General features: G+C 64.2%; 17 protein-coding genes. 6 read left to right on the top strand and 11 right to left on the bottom strand.

The features are described from left to right. Positions 1-8: 8 nt before the first annotated feature. The 8 genes from AC1D1F_RS11290 to AC1D1F_RS11255 form a co-directional block, all read right to left on the bottom strand. Positions 9-1,310, bottom strand: a complete 1,302-nt coding sequence (locus tag AC1D1F_RS11290; protein WP_477675623.1) for a serine hydrolase domain-containing protein — start codon at positions 1,308-1,310, stop codon at positions 9-11. Further along, complete coding sequence (locus AC1D1F_RS11285) at positions 1,307-1,891, bottom strand: RBBP9/YdeN family alpha/beta hydrolase (RefSeq protein WP_477675624.1); 585 nt, start codon at positions 1,889-1,891, stop codon at positions 1,307-1,309. Before AC1D1F_RS11285 ends, AC1D1F_RS11290 begins: the two co-directional genes overlap by 4 nt. A gap of 84 nt (positions 1,892-1,975) precedes the next feature. Then, a complete protein-coding gene (locus AC1D1F_RS11280) occupies positions 1,976-2,746 on the bottom strand; it encodes a ParA family protein (RefSeq protein WP_477675625.1) in 771 nt (256 codons plus the stop codon). Positions 2,747-2,795: 49 nt separating this feature from the next. After that, entirely contained in the window at positions 2,796-3,422 is a 627-nt protein-coding gene (locus AC1D1F_RS11275) for a LysE family transporter (RefSeq protein ID WP_477675626.1), read from the bottom strand. A 171-nt stretch (positions 3,423-3,593) separates the two neighbouring features. Then, positions 3,594-4,253 carry a 16S rRNA (guanine(527)-N(7))-methyltransferase RsmG gene (rsmG, locus tag AC1D1F_RS11270; protein WP_477675627.1) on the bottom strand — a complete coding sequence of 220 codons (660 nt, stop codon included), beginning with the start codon at positions 4,251-4,253 and terminating at the stop codon, positions 3,594-3,596. Continuing rightward, on the bottom strand, positions 4,253-6,238 hold the full coding sequence (mnmG, locus tag AC1D1F_RS11265) for a tRNA uridine-5-carboxymethylaminomethyl(34) synthesis enzyme MnmG (RefSeq protein ID WP_477675628.1): 1,986 nt from the start codon (positions 6,236-6,238) through the stop codon (positions 4,253-4,255). Before mnmG ends, rsmG begins: the two co-directional genes overlap by 1 nt. A gap of 3 nt (positions 6,239-6,241) precedes the next feature. Next, positions 6,242-6,661 carry a type II toxin-antitoxin system VapC family toxin gene (locus AC1D1F_RS11260; RefSeq protein WP_477675629.1) on the bottom strand — a complete coding sequence of 140 codons (420 nt, stop codon included), beginning with the start codon at positions 6,659-6,661 and terminating at the stop codon, positions 6,242-6,244. Next, positions 6,661-6,864 carry a type II toxin-antitoxin system Phd/YefM family antitoxin gene (locus tag AC1D1F_RS11255; RefSeq protein WP_477675630.1) on the bottom strand — a complete coding sequence of 68 codons (204 nt, stop codon included), beginning with the start codon at positions 6,862-6,864 and terminating at the stop codon, positions 6,661-6,663. Before AC1D1F_RS11255 ends, AC1D1F_RS11260 begins: the two co-directional genes overlap by 1 nt. A 145-nt stretch (positions 6,865-7,009) precedes the next feature. Between AC1D1F_RS11255 and AC1D1F_RS11250 the strand changes: the two genes are divergently transcribed. Next, positions 7,010-7,600 (top strand): NADPH-dependent FMN reductase, encoded by a 591-nt coding sequence (locus tag AC1D1F_RS11250; RefSeq protein WP_477675631.1) that lies wholly within the window; start codon positions 7,010-7,012, stop codon positions 7,598-7,600. A 4-nt stretch (positions 7,601-7,604) separates the two neighbouring features. Here AC1D1F_RS11250 and AC1D1F_RS11245 read toward each other — a convergent pair whose 3' ends face one another. After that, positions 7,605-8,237: an FMN-dependent NADH-azoreductase gene (locus AC1D1F_RS11245; RefSeq protein ID WP_477675632.1), complete on the bottom strand. Its 633-nt coding sequence runs from the start codon at positions 8,235-8,237 to the stop codon at positions 7,605-7,607. Between the two features lie 23 nt (positions 8,238-8,260). Then, entirely contained in the window at positions 8,261-8,584 is a 324-nt protein-coding gene (locus AC1D1F_RS11240; protein ID WP_436155579.1) for a DMT family transporter, read from the bottom strand. 121 nt (positions 8,585-8,705) lie between these two features. On the opposite strand from AC1D1F_RS11240, the gene AC1D1F_RS11235 reads away from it, so the two are divergent. The 3 genes from AC1D1F_RS11235 to AC1D1F_RS11225 all read left to right on the top strand — a co-directional run bounded on the left by AC1D1F_RS11235 (position 8,706) and on the right by AC1D1F_RS11225 (position 10,489). Then, complete coding sequence (locus tag AC1D1F_RS11235) at positions 8,706-9,092, top strand: winged helix-turn-helix transcriptional regulator (RefSeq protein ID WP_477675633.1); 387 nt, start codon at positions 8,706-8,708, stop codon at positions 9,090-9,092. A gap of 94 nt (positions 9,093-9,186) precedes the next feature. Beyond that, on the top strand, positions 9,187-10,188 hold the full coding sequence (locus AC1D1F_RS11230) for a Bug family tripartite tricarboxylate transporter substrate binding protein (protein ID WP_477696130.1): 1,002 nt from the start codon (positions 9,187-9,189) through the stop codon (positions 10,186-10,188). Between the two features lie 37 nt (positions 10,189-10,225). Further along, positions 10,226-10,489 carry a YkgJ family cysteine cluster protein gene (locus tag AC1D1F_RS11225; protein ID WP_477675635.1) on the top strand — a complete coding sequence of 88 codons (264 nt, stop codon included), beginning with the start codon at positions 10,226-10,228 and terminating at the stop codon, positions 10,487-10,489. Here the strand turns inward: AC1D1F_RS11225 and AC1D1F_RS11220 are convergent. Continuing rightward, positions 10,486-11,199: a Crp/Fnr family transcriptional regulator gene (locus AC1D1F_RS11220; RefSeq protein WP_477675636.1), complete on the bottom strand. Its 714-nt coding sequence runs from the start codon at positions 11,197-11,199 to the stop codon at positions 10,486-10,488. The genes AC1D1F_RS11225 and AC1D1F_RS11220 overlap by 4 nt on opposite strands. A 92-nt stretch (positions 11,200-11,291) precedes the next feature. Between AC1D1F_RS11220 and AC1D1F_RS11215 the strand changes: the two genes are divergently transcribed. Then, positions 11,292-12,062: a class II aldolase/adducin family protein gene (locus tag AC1D1F_RS11215; RefSeq protein WP_477675637.1), complete on the top strand. Its 771-nt coding sequence runs from the start codon at positions 11,292-11,294 to the stop codon at positions 12,060-12,062. Next, positions 12,059-12,946: a bile acid:sodium symporter family protein gene (locus AC1D1F_RS11210; protein ID WP_477675638.1), complete on the top strand. Its 888-nt coding sequence runs from the start codon at positions 12,059-12,061 to the stop codon at positions 12,944-12,946. Before AC1D1F_RS11215 ends, AC1D1F_RS11210 begins: the two co-directional genes overlap by 4 nt.

Raw genomic sequence — 12,946 nt, 5'->3', positions numbered from 1 at the left:
CGCAGTGTTCAGGGAGGCGTGAGGCTACCGCCCAGGGATTGCAGCACGCCGCGCCACAGGGCGTCGCGCTCTTCGTAAGGTTGTGCGTCCTGCTTGCCGCTGGCCTGTTCCCACACCGAAGTCGTCACAAGCACGATGCCGGTGGAGGGCTGCACATAGACCGTCTGGCCGTGGATGCCCTGCATGGCAAAAGTGCGCGACCGCATCGGCATGAGCCAGAACTGGTAGCCGTAGCCAAAGTAGGGCGTGGCCGTGCGCGGCTTGAATGCCGGCGGCTGGCGCGTTGCGTCGGTGGCATCCAGCAAATAGTCCAGCGGCAGGACCTGCAGCGCGCCGGGTTTGCCGGTGGTTTTGTCAATCGCTCGGCCGTCATTGGCCAGCAACTGGCCCAGGCGCGCCCAGTCGCGCAGGCTGGCGTTGAAGGCCCCGTAGGATTGCTCCTGCCCGTCGACGGAGACGCGCCAGAAGGCGTCATGCTCGGCGCCCATGGGTTTCCAGATCCACTCGGTGGTGAGCTCGGACATGTTCTTGCCGGTGGCGGCCACCACCACGCGGCCCAGCACGTCGGTCTCTGAGCCGGCGTAGACAAATTTTTCGCCGGGTGGTGAATGGCGGTCGGTGATGGACTTCAGCACATCGATCGGCATGCCCGCGCCAGGCACCCCGAAGGAGGCGCGCGACAGGCGCGCGATGTCGTCCTTGCCGTCGTAGCGCTCTGTGAAGGTGAGGCCCGAACTCATGCGCAGCAGCTGGCGCAGGGTGGTGGCGCCATAGGGGCTGCCGGCAAGTTCTTTGACGTATTTCTCGGCCGGGTCGTCGAGCGAGGCGATCAACCCCAGCGAGAGCGCTTTGCCGACCAGCAGCGAGGTGACGCTCTTGGCCATCGAGAAAGACAAAAAGCGCGCGTCGTCCTTGCGGCCGTAGCGGTAGTGCTCGGCGATGATCTCGCCGTTTTTCAGGACCAGCAGGCCGGTGGTGCGCTGGCGGTCCAGGTAGTCGGCCAGTGTGTAGTTGGTGTTCTTGTAGCGGTAGCTGATGGACGCCAGGCTGGCCGCGCGCGGCAGCGGGCTGGCTTCGGCCGGGCGAGCAACCACGCGGACCCGCACACCGGGCACCTTGTCCATGGCCGACCAGGAGCCGACACGATGAGGATTGCTGTACCAGGTGCTGGTGTTGCCCAGGGGGTAGCCCTGCGCCTTGCCGAGCAGCTCTTCATCGGGCTCGGCATGCAGGGAGGCACTCGCCCATGCCGCCAGCACCATCAGGGCGATTTGCAGGCAGCGCGGGCGTTGGAAAAAAAATGAGGTCATGGCCGGGGCGTGATGTTGGGTGAGGGCTCAATGGCAGGGGAAGTCAGCTCCTTGAGCTGGAGCAGCCGCAGGTAGGCTTCTGGCCAGTCGGCCAGGCCGCTGTCGGCGTTGAGGTGGCCGCGCGGGCCGGCGTCCACAAAGCCCGAGCCCCAAGACGCCGCGAATTGCCGTGCCCGCCCTGCCCCGCAGAAAGGGTCGTCGCTGCTGGCGAACACCACGCTGTCAAAGGGCAGCTTTTGCGAGGGTACCGGCGCCCAGCTGGGCAGCATCTCGCGCACGTCATCGCGCTCGACGTCGGGCGGCGCGACCAGCAGCGCGCCCTTGACGCGATGGACATTCCGCGAATGGCTGGCCCAGGCCGCCACCAGCATGCAGCCCAGGCTGTGCGCCACCAGCACCGCGGGCTCGTCACAGGACAGCAGCACGTCTTCGAGGCGCGCCGTCCAGTCGCCGCGCAGCGGATGCATCCAGCTGTGCTGCTCCACGCGGGTGTAGCCGTCGGCCTCTTCCCACAGGGTTTGCCAATGGCCGGGGCCGCTGTTTTTCCAGCCGGGGAGTATGAGGACGTTGCGGGGGTTCATGCTCGGGACGATCGATGCCACTAATTTGCTATTGAATTGATAGCTGAAAATCACCTGTTTGCAAAGGATTCCAGCCAACCAGTCTTACATGGCCTTGATGCGGTCGACCATCTCTTCGGCGAAGGTGACAAAGGCCTGCGCGCCCCTGGAGGCCGGGTCGAACACCACGCCGGGCAGGCCGTAGCTAGGCGCTTCAGCCAGTCGTACGTTGCGCGGGATCACGGTATTGAAGACCTTGTCGGCGAAGTGTTCCTTGAGCTGGTCGCTGACCTGCTGCTGCAAGGTGATGCGCGGGTCGAACATCACGCGCAGCAGGCCGATGATCTGCAGATCCTTGTTGAGGTTGGCGTGCACCTGCTTGATGGTGTTGACCAGGTCGGTCAGGCCTTCGAGCGCGAAGTACTCGCATTGCATGGGCACGATCACGCCGTGGGCGCAGCACAGGCCGTTGAGGGTCAGCATGCTGAGTGACGGCGGGCAGTCGATCAGCACGAAGTCGTACTGGCTGTCGACTTCGGCCAGTGCGAGCTTGAGGCGCTTTTCGCGGCGCTCGACGTCGACCAGCTCGACCTCGGCGCCGGCCAGTTCGCGGTTCGCGCCCAGCACGTCGTAGCCGCATTTTTCGCTGTGCACCCGCGCCTCGGCCACCGAGGCGGATTCGAGCAGCACGTCGTAGACCGTCATCTCCAGCTTGCGCTTGTCCACGCCGGAACCCATGGTGGCATTGCCCTGTGGGTCCAGGTCAATCATCAAGACCCGCTGGCCGACTTTGGCCAGGCCCGCGGCCAGGTTCACCGTCGTTGTCGTCTTCCCTACCCCACCCTTTTGGTTGGCTACGCAGAATATTTTTGCCATGTGTGCTTTTAGTTTTTGTTCGAATGAGGACGCGAAATGCGATGGCGGCTTACTTGGAGACCGCGAGCTTGAGGCCGAAGCCGATCAGGAAAACGCCGGCCAGCTTGTTCAGCACGACCGTGATTTTGGGGTTGGCGCGTATGCGTTCTGCCAGGTGGTAGGTGATCATGACCGAGCACAGGCCGTACAGGAAAGTCAGCCCGGCAATCGTCGCCGCCATCACGGCAAAGGTCTTCAGGCCCTGGTGCTGGGCCGGATCGACAAACAGCGGGAAGAAGGCCATGTAAAACACGATGGCCTTGGGATTGAGCAAGGTGATCAGTAGTGCCTGGCGAAAGTAATGGCGCGGCTTGATATTCAGCAGCGGTGCATCACCGGGTTTGGCGACCAGCATCTTGATGCCCAGCCATGCCAGGTAAATGGCACCGGCCCACTGGACGATATGGAAAGCCGTGGGGTAAGCCGCCATGATGGCCGACACACCAGCCACCGCCGCCCATAGCAAAACCTGGTCGCCGGCGATCACGCCGAAGGTCGCACCCAGGCCGCCCGCGATCCCGCCCTTGCTGGTCGAGGTGATCAGCGCCAGGTTGCCCGGTCCGGGAATCAGCAGAAACACAATGATCGCAACGACAAAAGCGCCGTAGTCGGCGATGCCGACGAATGAGCCCAACATGGAGGTTCTCCAGAAAGTAGAGAGGAGGAAGCGCGAGTGCTCGAGTTTACGACAGGGGTGTGCCGCCGGAATGCCAAAGGAGGCCGATCAGGGCCGATTCGGCGTCCGCGAAGGTTTCTTTTTGTGCCCGAACAACGGGCCGGGCGGGATCAAGCTCCCGACCCACCCGGTTCAGGCGCCGGTTTTTACCCGCATCCAGACAATGCAGCGCTCGGCATTCAGCCCCGGCACCTGCAACTGTTCCACGTGAAACACTTCAACCCCGGCCGGCAAGGCGGCAATTTCGTCGGCCGGGTGTTTGCCCTTCATCGCCATCCAGGCACCCTGCGGGGCTAGGGCACCGACGGACCAGTTGGTGAAGTCCACCAGCGAAGCGAAGGCCCTGGAGCAAATCACCTCAAACGGCATGGCGATGGTTTCGACCCGGGCATGCAAACCCGAGAGGTTCGGCAGCTTGAGCGCCAGCGCCGCCTGTTTGATAAAAGCGGCTTTTTTAGCCACCGTATCCACGCAAGTGACCGCCACTTCCGGGCAGCAGATGGCGATGACCACACCCGGAAGGCCGGCACCCGAACCTACGTCCAGCAAGCGGGCGCCCTGCCCTAGCCCGGCTTTTTGCAGATGGCGGCGCAGCGGGAGCACCGCGGCCAGGCTGTCCAGCAGGTGGTGGGTCATCATTTCCGCCGGGTCGCGCACGGCCGTCAGGTTGTAGACCTTGGTCCATTTGCTGATCAGGTCCTGGTAATCCAGCAGCCGGCCGACTTGTAGGTCGCCCAGGTCCAGTTGCAGCGCCTTCAGGCCAGCGCGCAAATCCTGTTCACCGGCCCGCATCAGGCTTGGGCTTTTTCGGAAGAAACGTCAGCCGCCTGGAGCGGAACCGTGTTTTTCCACAGGTTCTTCTTCAGGTGCACCAGCAGCAGGGAGACGGTCGCCGGCGTGATGCCAGAGATGCGCGAAGCCAGTCCCAGGGTTTCGGGTCGGTGTTTGGCCAGGGTCTGGCGCGCCTCAAAACTCAGGGCTGAGACCTGCAGGTAGTCGAGGTCGGCCGGCAGCTTGAGGTTTTCGTAGTGGGCGGCGCGCTCGACCTCGGTCTTTTGTAGGTCGATGTAGCCGGCGTACTTGGCCGTGATCTCGATCTGTTCGATCACGCTTTTGGCGATGTCGTCGCTGGCCGCGGCTTCAGCCGCCAGTTCGGGATTGGCATATTTGCCCTCCTCCAGCGACATCAGTCCGGCGTAGTTCACGTCGGGGCGGCGCAGCAAGTCCAGCAAGTTGTACTCGCGCTCAATCGATTTGCCTAAAACCCGCTCGGCTTCGGCCACCGGCAGGTTGTTGGGGTTGACCCAGATCGCCCGAAGCCGGGCTGTTTCACGTGAAACAGTGTCGCGTTTGCGGTTAAAGGCGTCCCAGCGGGCGTCGTCGACCAGGCCCAGCTCCCGGCCTTTTTCGGTCAAGCGCATGTCGGCGTTGTCCTCGCGCAGCATCAGGCGGAACTCGGCCCGGCTGGTAAACATGCGATAGGGCTCGGTCACGCCCTTGGTGATCAGGTCGTCGACCAGCACGCCCAGGTAGGCTTCGTCACGCCTGGGAAGCCAGGCATCCTTGCCCTGGCATTGCAGCGCGGCATTGACGCCGGCGAACAAGCCCTGGGCCGCCGCCTCTTCATAACCGGTCGTGCCGTTGATCTGGCCAGCGAAGAACAGGCCGCCGATCGCCCGGGTTTCAAAGCTGGACTTCAGCGCCCGCGGGTCGAAGTAGTCGTACTCGATGGCGTAGCCGGGCCGCAGGATGTGGGCGTTTTCCATGCCGGCCATGGAGCGCACCAGCTCGTACTGGATGTCAAAAGGCAGGCTGGTGGAGATGCCGTTGGGGTAGATCTCGTGGGTCGTCAGGCCTTCGGGCTCCAGGAAAATCTGGTGGCTGTCCTTGTCGGCGAAGCGGTTGATCTTGTCTTCGACGCTGGGGCAATAGCGCGGGCCGACGCCGTCGATCTTGCCGGTGAACATGGGGCTGCGGTCAAAACCCGAGCGGATGATGTCGTGGGTGCGCTCGTTGGTGTGGGTGATCCAGCAGGGCATTTGCCGCGGGTGGGCAATGCCGCCGCCCATAAAACTGAAGACTGGCACCGGCCCCGCTATCCCGCCGGGCATGCCGTCGCCGGGTTGCTCGGTGCACTTGCTGAAGTCAATCGTGCGGCCGTCGATGCGCGGCGGCGTGCCGGTCTTGAGCCGGCCTTGCGGCAGCTTGAGTTCCTTGAGCCGGCTCGACAGCGAAACCGCCGGCGGGTCGCCCGCCCGGCCGGCCGAGTAGTTGTTGAGCCCGACGTGGATCTTGCCGTCCAGGAAAGTCCCGGCCGTGAGCACCACGGTGCGCGAACGGAACTTGATGCCGACCTGCGTGACGGCGCCGACCACCCGGTCACCCTCCACCATCAAGTCGTCGACCGCCTGCTGGAACAGCCACAGGTTGGGCTGGTTCTCGAGCTTGCGGCGGATCGCCGCCTTATAAAGAATCCGGTCGGCCTGCGCCCGGGACGCACGTACGGCCGGGCCCTTGGAGCTGTTCAGGATGCGGAACTGGATGCCGCCTTCGTCCGTGGCCAGCGCCATCGCGCCGCCCAGGGCGTCCACTTCCTTGACCAAGTGGCCCTTGCCGATGCCGCCGATGGATGGGTTGCAGCTCATCTGGCCCAGCGTCTCGATGTTGTGCGACAGCAGCAAAGTCTTGCAGCCCATGCGGGCCGAAGCCAGGGCGGCCTCGGTGCCGGCATGGCCGCCGCCAACCACGATCACGTCAAATTCTTGGGGGTAAAACATAGGTCAGGCTTCTATCAGTTCGGTTTTCAAACCCACGGCCTGGGCAGCTGCCGCCTGGCGCTTGTCGGCCGTCACAAACAAATCCACGCGGGCTGCCTGTGCCGTGCCGATGTGCAACGCGTCCATGCCGCGCAGCGCGGCCAGGCGCATCGCAGCAATCGCATAACGTTCAGCCTGCCCCGTCAATGGCATCACCGTCAACTCATCAAAATCCGCGTGAATGACTGCCAGCACACGGCTGTATTCATCTTCCGTAAAAGAGCCTTCGCGCCATTGGCGTGTCAATGCGGAGGCCACCTCCGTCTTGCAATGCACGGCAGCGGTGATGCCGCTAGCCAATGCCTGTAACGCCAGAACGCGGTCAACACCGGCCTCACCGCTGTAGCGCTTGAAGAGCGCCGAAGCATCAAACAACACATTCATCACCAGCCACCTTCGCGCTCTTCGATGATCATTTGCGCACCCGATTTGGCTGGCGGCTTCAGGTAACGCAGCGGTTCGATAGGCCGCTTCCAGCTCGGGACTTTGGCCGTGTCTTCTGCAGCCTTCAGGGGCACCAGTTCAGCCACCGGTTTGCCGTGCCTGAGTATGCGGACGGTTTCGCCCTGTTCGACCAGGTCAATCATGGCTGAGGCGTGAGCGCGAAACTCACTGAGAGGTATGGTGTGCATTTTGTACAAATTTCAATGTTTTGTACATTTTAGCGGGTTCGTGCTTGCAAGGCACCCAGTACGCAGCTTTTCACCCTGCGGCCTGTGGTGAAATCGGACAATGACCGCCCCCCAAAAACTCCTCATCTTCGCCGGCAGCATCCGCCAGAACTCCTACAACCGCAAACTGGCCCATGTCGCGGCCGCCCTGGCGCGCGCCAGCGGCGCCGACGTCACCCATATAGAACTGGCGGACTTCGACATCCCGATGTACAACGCCGACCTTGAGGCCAAGGGCACGCCGCCCGACGTCATGAAACTCAAGCAGCTCATGTTCGAGCACCCGGCCTGGATCATCTGCTCACCCGAGTACAACGGCAGCTACACCGCCCTGCTGAAAAACACCATCGACTGGGTTTCCAGCCCGGTCAAGAGCGACCCGGCCTGGCACGAAGGCTTCAAGTCTTTTACCGGCAAGGTCGTGGGTGTGCTCAGCGCCTCGCCCGGCGCGCTCGGTGGCCTGCGCTCGCAAAGCCACCTGGTGCCGCTGCTGCTCAACGCGCAGTGCTGGGTGGCGCCCAAGGCTTTTGCCCTGGGCCGCGCCGCCGATGCTTTTGATGTCGACGGAAAAATGGGCAACGAAGCGCACGTGAAGAACGTGCAGGCCGTGATCGACCAGGTGCTGTTCGCCAGTGCCCGGCTGGCGGCCTGATTAATTAATAAAGAATCGAGGCCAGGGCACGCGCGCGTTCCATCGCTCCAGCCTTGGTCGCCGCCAGCTCCTCCGGCGCCACCAACGTCGGCGCGGCGCTGATTTCCGCGTCGACCGCGATGTCCAGAAAACGCAGCCAGCGCCGCATATACGGTTTCTGAAAATCCGACTCGTCCTCCTCGGGCGGCAGCGGGTAAGCGCCGGCGCTCGAATACACCAGCGTCGCCCCCTTGCCCGGCAGCAGTGCCTGGTAGCCGGTCTCCCGCGACCAACTCCAGTTCTGCCCCGGCAAAGTCACCACGTCGATGAAATGCTTGAGCCGGTAAGGGATGCCGAAATTCCACATTGGCAGGCTGAAGAGGTAGCGGTCGGCCGCATTGAAACGCTGCGACAAGGCCACCGCGCGCGCCCACAACGCCTGCTGCGGGGCGGTCGCATTCTGCGCACGCAGCACAGCAAACTTGGCGGCGATCATGTCGGCGTCAAAAGGCGGCAAATCAATGTCCCAGACATTGATCGTGTCCACAACGTCCTTGGGGTGCGCCTCGCGATACGCCTCCAGCCAGGCAGCGGCCACGGTGCTGGACGTTGATGCGGCCCGCATCGGCGAGGCTTCTATAAAGAGCAGATGGGTCATGGCTTTCTCCGTGCAAGGGGGTATCAGGCCGTGCCGTCCAGCAGGCGCAGGCCCACCATGCCGGCCACCACCAGCGCCACGCACAGCAGGCGCAGCGCCGAGGCGCTCTCGCCCATCCAGAGGATGCCGATCACGGTCACGCCGACCGAGCCTATGCCGGTCCAGATCGCGTAGGCCGTGCCCACCGGCAAGGTCTTGACGGCATGCGTCAAAAAGAAAATGCTGGCGCCCGCCGCCGCGACGCCCAGCACGCTGGGCAGGAGCCGGGTCCAGCCCTGTGAGGATTTAAGGAGCAAGGCCATTGCGATTTCGACAATGCTTGCGGCGAGTAAGTAAAACCAGGCCATGGAGGTCGTTCTTTCGGTAACAGGGTTAGGAGGGTTAAAAGGGTTAAAGAGGGGAAAAATCAAGGAGCCGCCAGCTTAGGTTTACGATTACCCATAGACAAGTACGCACCTTCTGGTAACCATGACAATTCCCCACGAGCTCCCCGCCGATGCCTCAACTGTGTTTAGCCAGGCCTGCCCCTCGCGCCAGGCGCTGGAGCTGGTCGCCAGCAAATGGGCGCTGCTGGTGATCCCGGCGCTGGCAAAGGGCCCGGTGCGCAACAACGAGCTGATGCGCAAGATAGAAGGCATCTCGCAAAAGATGCTGACGCAGACGCTCAAGGAACTGGTGCGCAACGGCCTGGTGCTGCGCTTTGACCGCCAGACCGTGCCGCCCCATGTGGAATACCAACTCAGCGCGCTGGGCCAGTCCCTCAGCGAAACCCTGATCCCGCTCGACAACTGGGCCGAACGCAACCACCAGAGCCTGAAGGCCGCGCGCGAACGCTTCGACGCATCCTTCATGTAGCGCATGGGGGTTAGCCTCATTAGCGGAATCACGTAGCGCCGCGCCTCCAGTACGGTCCTATATTGGGCCAACGACAACGATCCGGAGACACCAGATGAAACAGACGAACACGCGCCGCGGCGCATTGCAATTCGGCCTCAAGGCCGGCGGCGCACTGGCCGCGGTCTCGGCCTTTCCGGGGCTGCTGCATGCGCAGGCCGGCTGGCCCAGCAAACCGATACGCCTGCTGGTGCCTTTCGCGCCCGGCGGTAGTTCGGAAATCGTCGCGCGCTCGGCCGCCAACGAATTGACCAAGAGCCTGGGCCAGACCGTGTTTGTCGAAAACAAGCCAGGCGCCAGCGGCAACATCGCAATGCAGGAATGCGCGGCCTCCACCGACGGCCACACCCTCATCCTGGGCCACATCGGCACCATGGCGGTCAACCCCTTCATCTTCGACAAGCTGCCCTTCGACACCAACAAGGACTTCAAGCCCATCTCGCTGCTGGCCAAGGTGCCCAGCCTTTATGTGATCAATGCGAGCGTGCCGGCCAACAACCTCAAAGAGTTCATCGCGCTCGCCAAAGCCAAGCCCGGCCAGCTCAACTACGGCTCGGCCGGCAACGGCAGCGCAGGCCACCTGGCGTTTGAATACCTGAAGATGGCCACCGGCGTTTTTGTGCTGCACGTGCCCTACCGCGGCACCGGCCCGCAGCTCACCGATCTGCTGGCCGGCCGGCTTGAAGCCGCCAGCGTGGGCGCGCCTGCCATCCTGGCGCACATCAAGTCGGGCAAGCTGCGCTGCATCGCCACCGGCACCAAGGAACGCCTGCCCCAGCTGCCCGACGTGCCGACGGTCGCCGAAAGCGGCTATCCCGGTTTTGAAATGACCCAGTGGTACGGCCTCAACGCCCCGTCCAACATGCCGCAGGCCAACATCGACCGCATCGCCGAAGCCTGCAACAAGGCCATGCGCAACCCGCAGGCCACCGAGCGCCTGCGCGGCGACACGGCCCAGCCCGTGGGCGACACGCCGGCGCAATACGGCGCCTTCATCAAGACCGAGCAGGCGCGCTGGAAACTGGTCGCCGAACGCGCGAAAATCAAGCCTGACTAAACCCGGCTTCCCAAGACTTCACACGAGCGATTCCCCCATGAACTGCCGCCCCGGCTGCGGCGCCTGCTGCATCGCGCCGTCCATCAGCTCCGCCATCCCCGGCATGCCGCAAGGCAAGCCGGCCGGCGTGCGCTGTGTGCAATTGGGTGATGCCAACCAGTGCCTGATCTTCGGCCGGCCCGAGCGGCCCGCCGTCTGCGGCCAGCTCATGCCCTCGGCCGAGATGTGCGGCGCCGATGCGGGTGCGGCCATGGCCTGGCTGGGCCGGCTTGAACACGACACGCGGCCCGCCGCGGGTTAGCGCGACACATTGCCCAGCGCCTCCAGCCGCGCCGCCGAAACAATCTCTATGCGCCGGTAGCGCAGCGCGATCGCACCCTGGGCCACCATGGCCTTGAGCTCCACCGACAGCGTCTGCCGGCTGACGCCCAGCATCATGGCCAGCGCCTCCTGCGACACCGGCACCACCGGCCGCGCCTTCAGCGCCAGCGTGGCATCGCCGCGCGCCAGCAGCAGCAGTCGGCGCGCCACGCGCGCGCGGGTCGAACGCAGCGCCGCGTCTTCCACCATGCCGTAAAGCGAGCGCACGCGCGCCGCCAGCAGTCCCGCAATCGCCCGGGCAAAAGGGGCGCCCTCCATCAGCGCGGCAAAAGCTGCCTGCGGCACCACCAGCACCTCGGCCGCCGAAAGCGCCGTGGCATCGTGGGTGCGCGGCTCGCCGTCCATCAGCGAAATTTCGCCTATCCAGTTGCCGGCCTCCAGCACCACCAGGATGGCCTCGCGCCCGTCTTCCCGCAGGGAAGAGATCTTGAGCATCCCGCCCAACAGCCCGTAAAAGCCGCCCGGCGCGTCGCCCTGGCGGAACAGCATCTCGCCGGGCCGCAGGCGCAGCACCTCGGCCGAGCCCAGCAGCGCCTCCCGGTCCGCCAGCGGCAGCGCGCCAAACCAGGGGTTGGCCGACATGCGCGCCATGGGCAAAAGCGGGGGAGGTGTCGCGGGAACGATAGGCATGCGGCCAATTGTCAAATTTTTGACAGTTCCACGTCAAGCACGGACGTATCGTGCACCTGAGCTCATTAAAACCACTACCCCCGGAGACAAGCATGCACATCCCTTCCCTGAAAGAAGTCGTCAGCGCTGAAGAATGGCAGCTGCGCTGCGACCTCGCCGCCTGCTACCGCCTGGCCGCGCTCTACGGCTGGAGCGACCTGGTCTTCACCCACATCAGCGCCAAGCTGCCCGAATCGGTTTCGGGCGCCGGCAAGCACCACTTCCTGATCAACCCCTACGGCCTGATGTTCGACGAGATCACCGCGTCCAGCCTGGTCAAGGTCGACGGCCTGTGCAACAAGGTCATCGACTCGCCGTTCCCGGTAAACCCGGCCGGCTTCGTGATCCACAGCGCGGTGCACGAGGCACGCGCCGATGCCGGCTGCGTGCTGCACACCCACACGCGCGCCGGCGTTGCCGTCAGCGCCCAGCAATGCGGCGTGCTGCCCATCAGCCAGCAGTCCACCTTTGTGCTGGCCTCGCTGGCCTATCACGCTTACGAGGGCGTGGCCTTCCGCGACGACGAAAAGCCGCGCCTGCAGGCCGACCTGGGCAACGCCAACTTCCTGATGCTGCGCAACCACGGCCTGCTGGTCGTGGGCAAGACGATTGCCGACGCTTTCCTCAGCATGTACACCTTCGAGAACACCTGCCGCATCCAGCTCGACGCCCAGGCCGGCGGCCCGCTGACCGAGGTCAACCCGCTGATCGTCAAGGGCGTGGCCGAGGCCATGCGTGTGCAGACCGGCGGCATGGGCGGGGCCTTTGTCTGGCCATCGCTGATCCGCAAGCTCGACAAACTCGATGAGAGCTACAAGTCATGAGCGGCTCACCCGTCGTCGCGCAGTTGCTCATCGTGGCGCTCGCGCTGGTCATGCTGGGCCTGGGCCTGACGCTCAAGGTTGAGGACTTCACGCGCCTGCTCAAATACCCCAAGGCCGTGATCGTGGCGCTGGTGCTGCAGGTCATCGTGCTGCCTGTGGCCTGCTACGCCATCATCGTGCTGCTGAATGTGCCGCCGCTGTTTGCGGTGGGCCTGATGCTGCTGGCGGCCTCGCCGGGCGGCATTTCGGCCAACCTGTTCAGCCACCTGTTCGGCGGCAACGTCGCCATGAACATCTCGCTGACCGCCATCAACACCCTGCTGTCCATCCTCACCATGCCGCTGATTGCCAACTGGGCCATCAACACTTTCGCCAAAACCGGCCAGGTCGTGCCGCTGCAGTTCGGCAAGGTGGTGGAGGTCATCGTCATCGTGCTGGTGCCGGTGGCCGTCGGCATGTGGCTGCGCACCGTGAAGCCGGGCTGGGCCGCGCGCAGCGAGAACCCGACCAAAATCTTCAGCATCATCGTGCTGGTGGTGGTGGCTGTGGGCGCGGTCGTCAAGGAATGGCAGTCGCTCAGCGGCGGCTTCGCGGCCATAGGCCCGGCCGTGCTGGCTTTCAACCTCGTGAGCCTGCTGGCCGGTTATTACGTGGCCCGGGCGACCGGGCTGGACAAGCCGATCTCCACCGCCATCAGCTATGAAATCGGCATCCACAACGCGACGCTGGCGATCTTCATCGCGCTGGCCGTGCTGAACAGCTTCCAGCTGGCCCTGCCCGCGGCCATCTACTCCTTCAGCATGTACGTCACGGCCACGCTGTTCGGCTTGCTGGTGCTCAAGCGGCAGGGTGCACCGGTTCCCGCGGCCCAGGCCCAGCCGTAA

The organism is Polaromonas sp. P1_H6, from assembly GCF_056405195.1.
This window is presented reverse-complemented; position numbering and strand designations above follow the sequence as displayed.

Excerpts from the sequence above, each read along its gene's own strand:
- AC1D1F_RS11230 (WP_477696130.1), top strand. The coding sequence starts at position 9,187 with ATGAAACAGACGAACACGCGCCGCGGCGCATTGCAATTCGGCCTCAAG.
- AC1D1F_RS11290 (WP_477675623.1), bottom strand. The coding sequence starts at position 1,310 with ATGACCTCATTTTTTTTCCAACGCCCGCGCTGCCTGCAAATCGCCCTG.
- AC1D1F_RS11235 (WP_477675633.1), top strand. The coding sequence starts at position 8,706 with ATGACAATTCCCCACGAGCTCCCCGCCGATGCCTCAACTGTGTTTAGC.
- AC1D1F_RS11280 (WP_477675625.1), bottom strand. The coding sequence starts at position 2,746 with ATGGCAAAAATATTCTGCGTAGCCAACCAAAAGGGTGGGGTAGGGAAG.
- AC1D1F_RS11285 (WP_477675624.1), bottom strand. The coding sequence starts at position 1,891 with ATGAACCCCCGCAACGTCCTCATACTCCCCGGCTGGAAAAACAGCGGC.
- AC1D1F_RS11225 (WP_477675635.1), top strand. The coding sequence starts at position 10,226 with ATGAACTGCCGCCCCGGCTGCGGCGCCTGCTGCATCGCGCCGTCCATC.
- mnmG (WP_477675628.1), bottom strand. The coding sequence starts at position 6,238 with ATGTTTTACCCCCAAGAATTTGACGTGATCGTGGTTGGCGGCGGCCAT.
- AC1D1F_RS11255 (WP_477675630.1), bottom strand. The coding sequence starts at position 6,864 with ATGATTGACCTGGTCGAACAGGGCGAAACCGTCCGCATACTCAGGCAC.
- AC1D1F_RS11245 (WP_477675632.1), bottom strand. The coding sequence starts at position 8,237 with ATGACCCATCTGCTCTTTATAGAAGCCTCGCCGATGCGGGCCGCATCA.
- AC1D1F_RS11220 (WP_477675636.1), bottom strand. The coding sequence starts at position 11,199 with ATGCCTATCGTTCCCGCGACACCTCCCCCGCTTTTGCCCATGGCGCGC.
- rsmG (WP_477675627.1), bottom strand. The coding sequence starts at position 4,253 with ATGCGGGCCGGTGAACAGGATTTGCGCGCTGGCCTGAAGGCGCTGCAA.
- AC1D1F_RS11215 (WP_477675637.1), top strand. The coding sequence starts at position 11,292 with ATGCACATCCCTTCCCTGAAAGAAGTCGTCAGCGCTGAAGAATGGCAG.
- AC1D1F_RS11275 (WP_477675626.1), bottom strand. The coding sequence starts at position 3,422 with ATGTTGGGCTCATTCGTCGGCATCGCCGACTACGGCGCTTTTGTCGTT.
- AC1D1F_RS11210 (WP_477675638.1), top strand. The coding sequence starts at position 12,059 with ATGAGCGGCTCACCCGTCGTCGCGCAGTTGCTCATCGTGGCGCTCGCG.
- AC1D1F_RS11240 (WP_436155579.1), bottom strand. The coding sequence starts at position 8,584 with ATGGCCTGGTTTTACTTACTCGCCGCAAGCATTGTCGAAATCGCAATG.
- AC1D1F_RS11260 (WP_477675629.1), bottom strand. The coding sequence starts at position 6,661 with ATGAATGTGTTGTTTGATGCTTCGGCGCTCTTCAAGCGCTACAGCGGT.
- AC1D1F_RS11250 (WP_477675631.1), top strand. The coding sequence starts at position 7,010 with ATGACCGCCCCCCAAAAACTCCTCATCTTCGCCGGCAGCATCCGCCAG.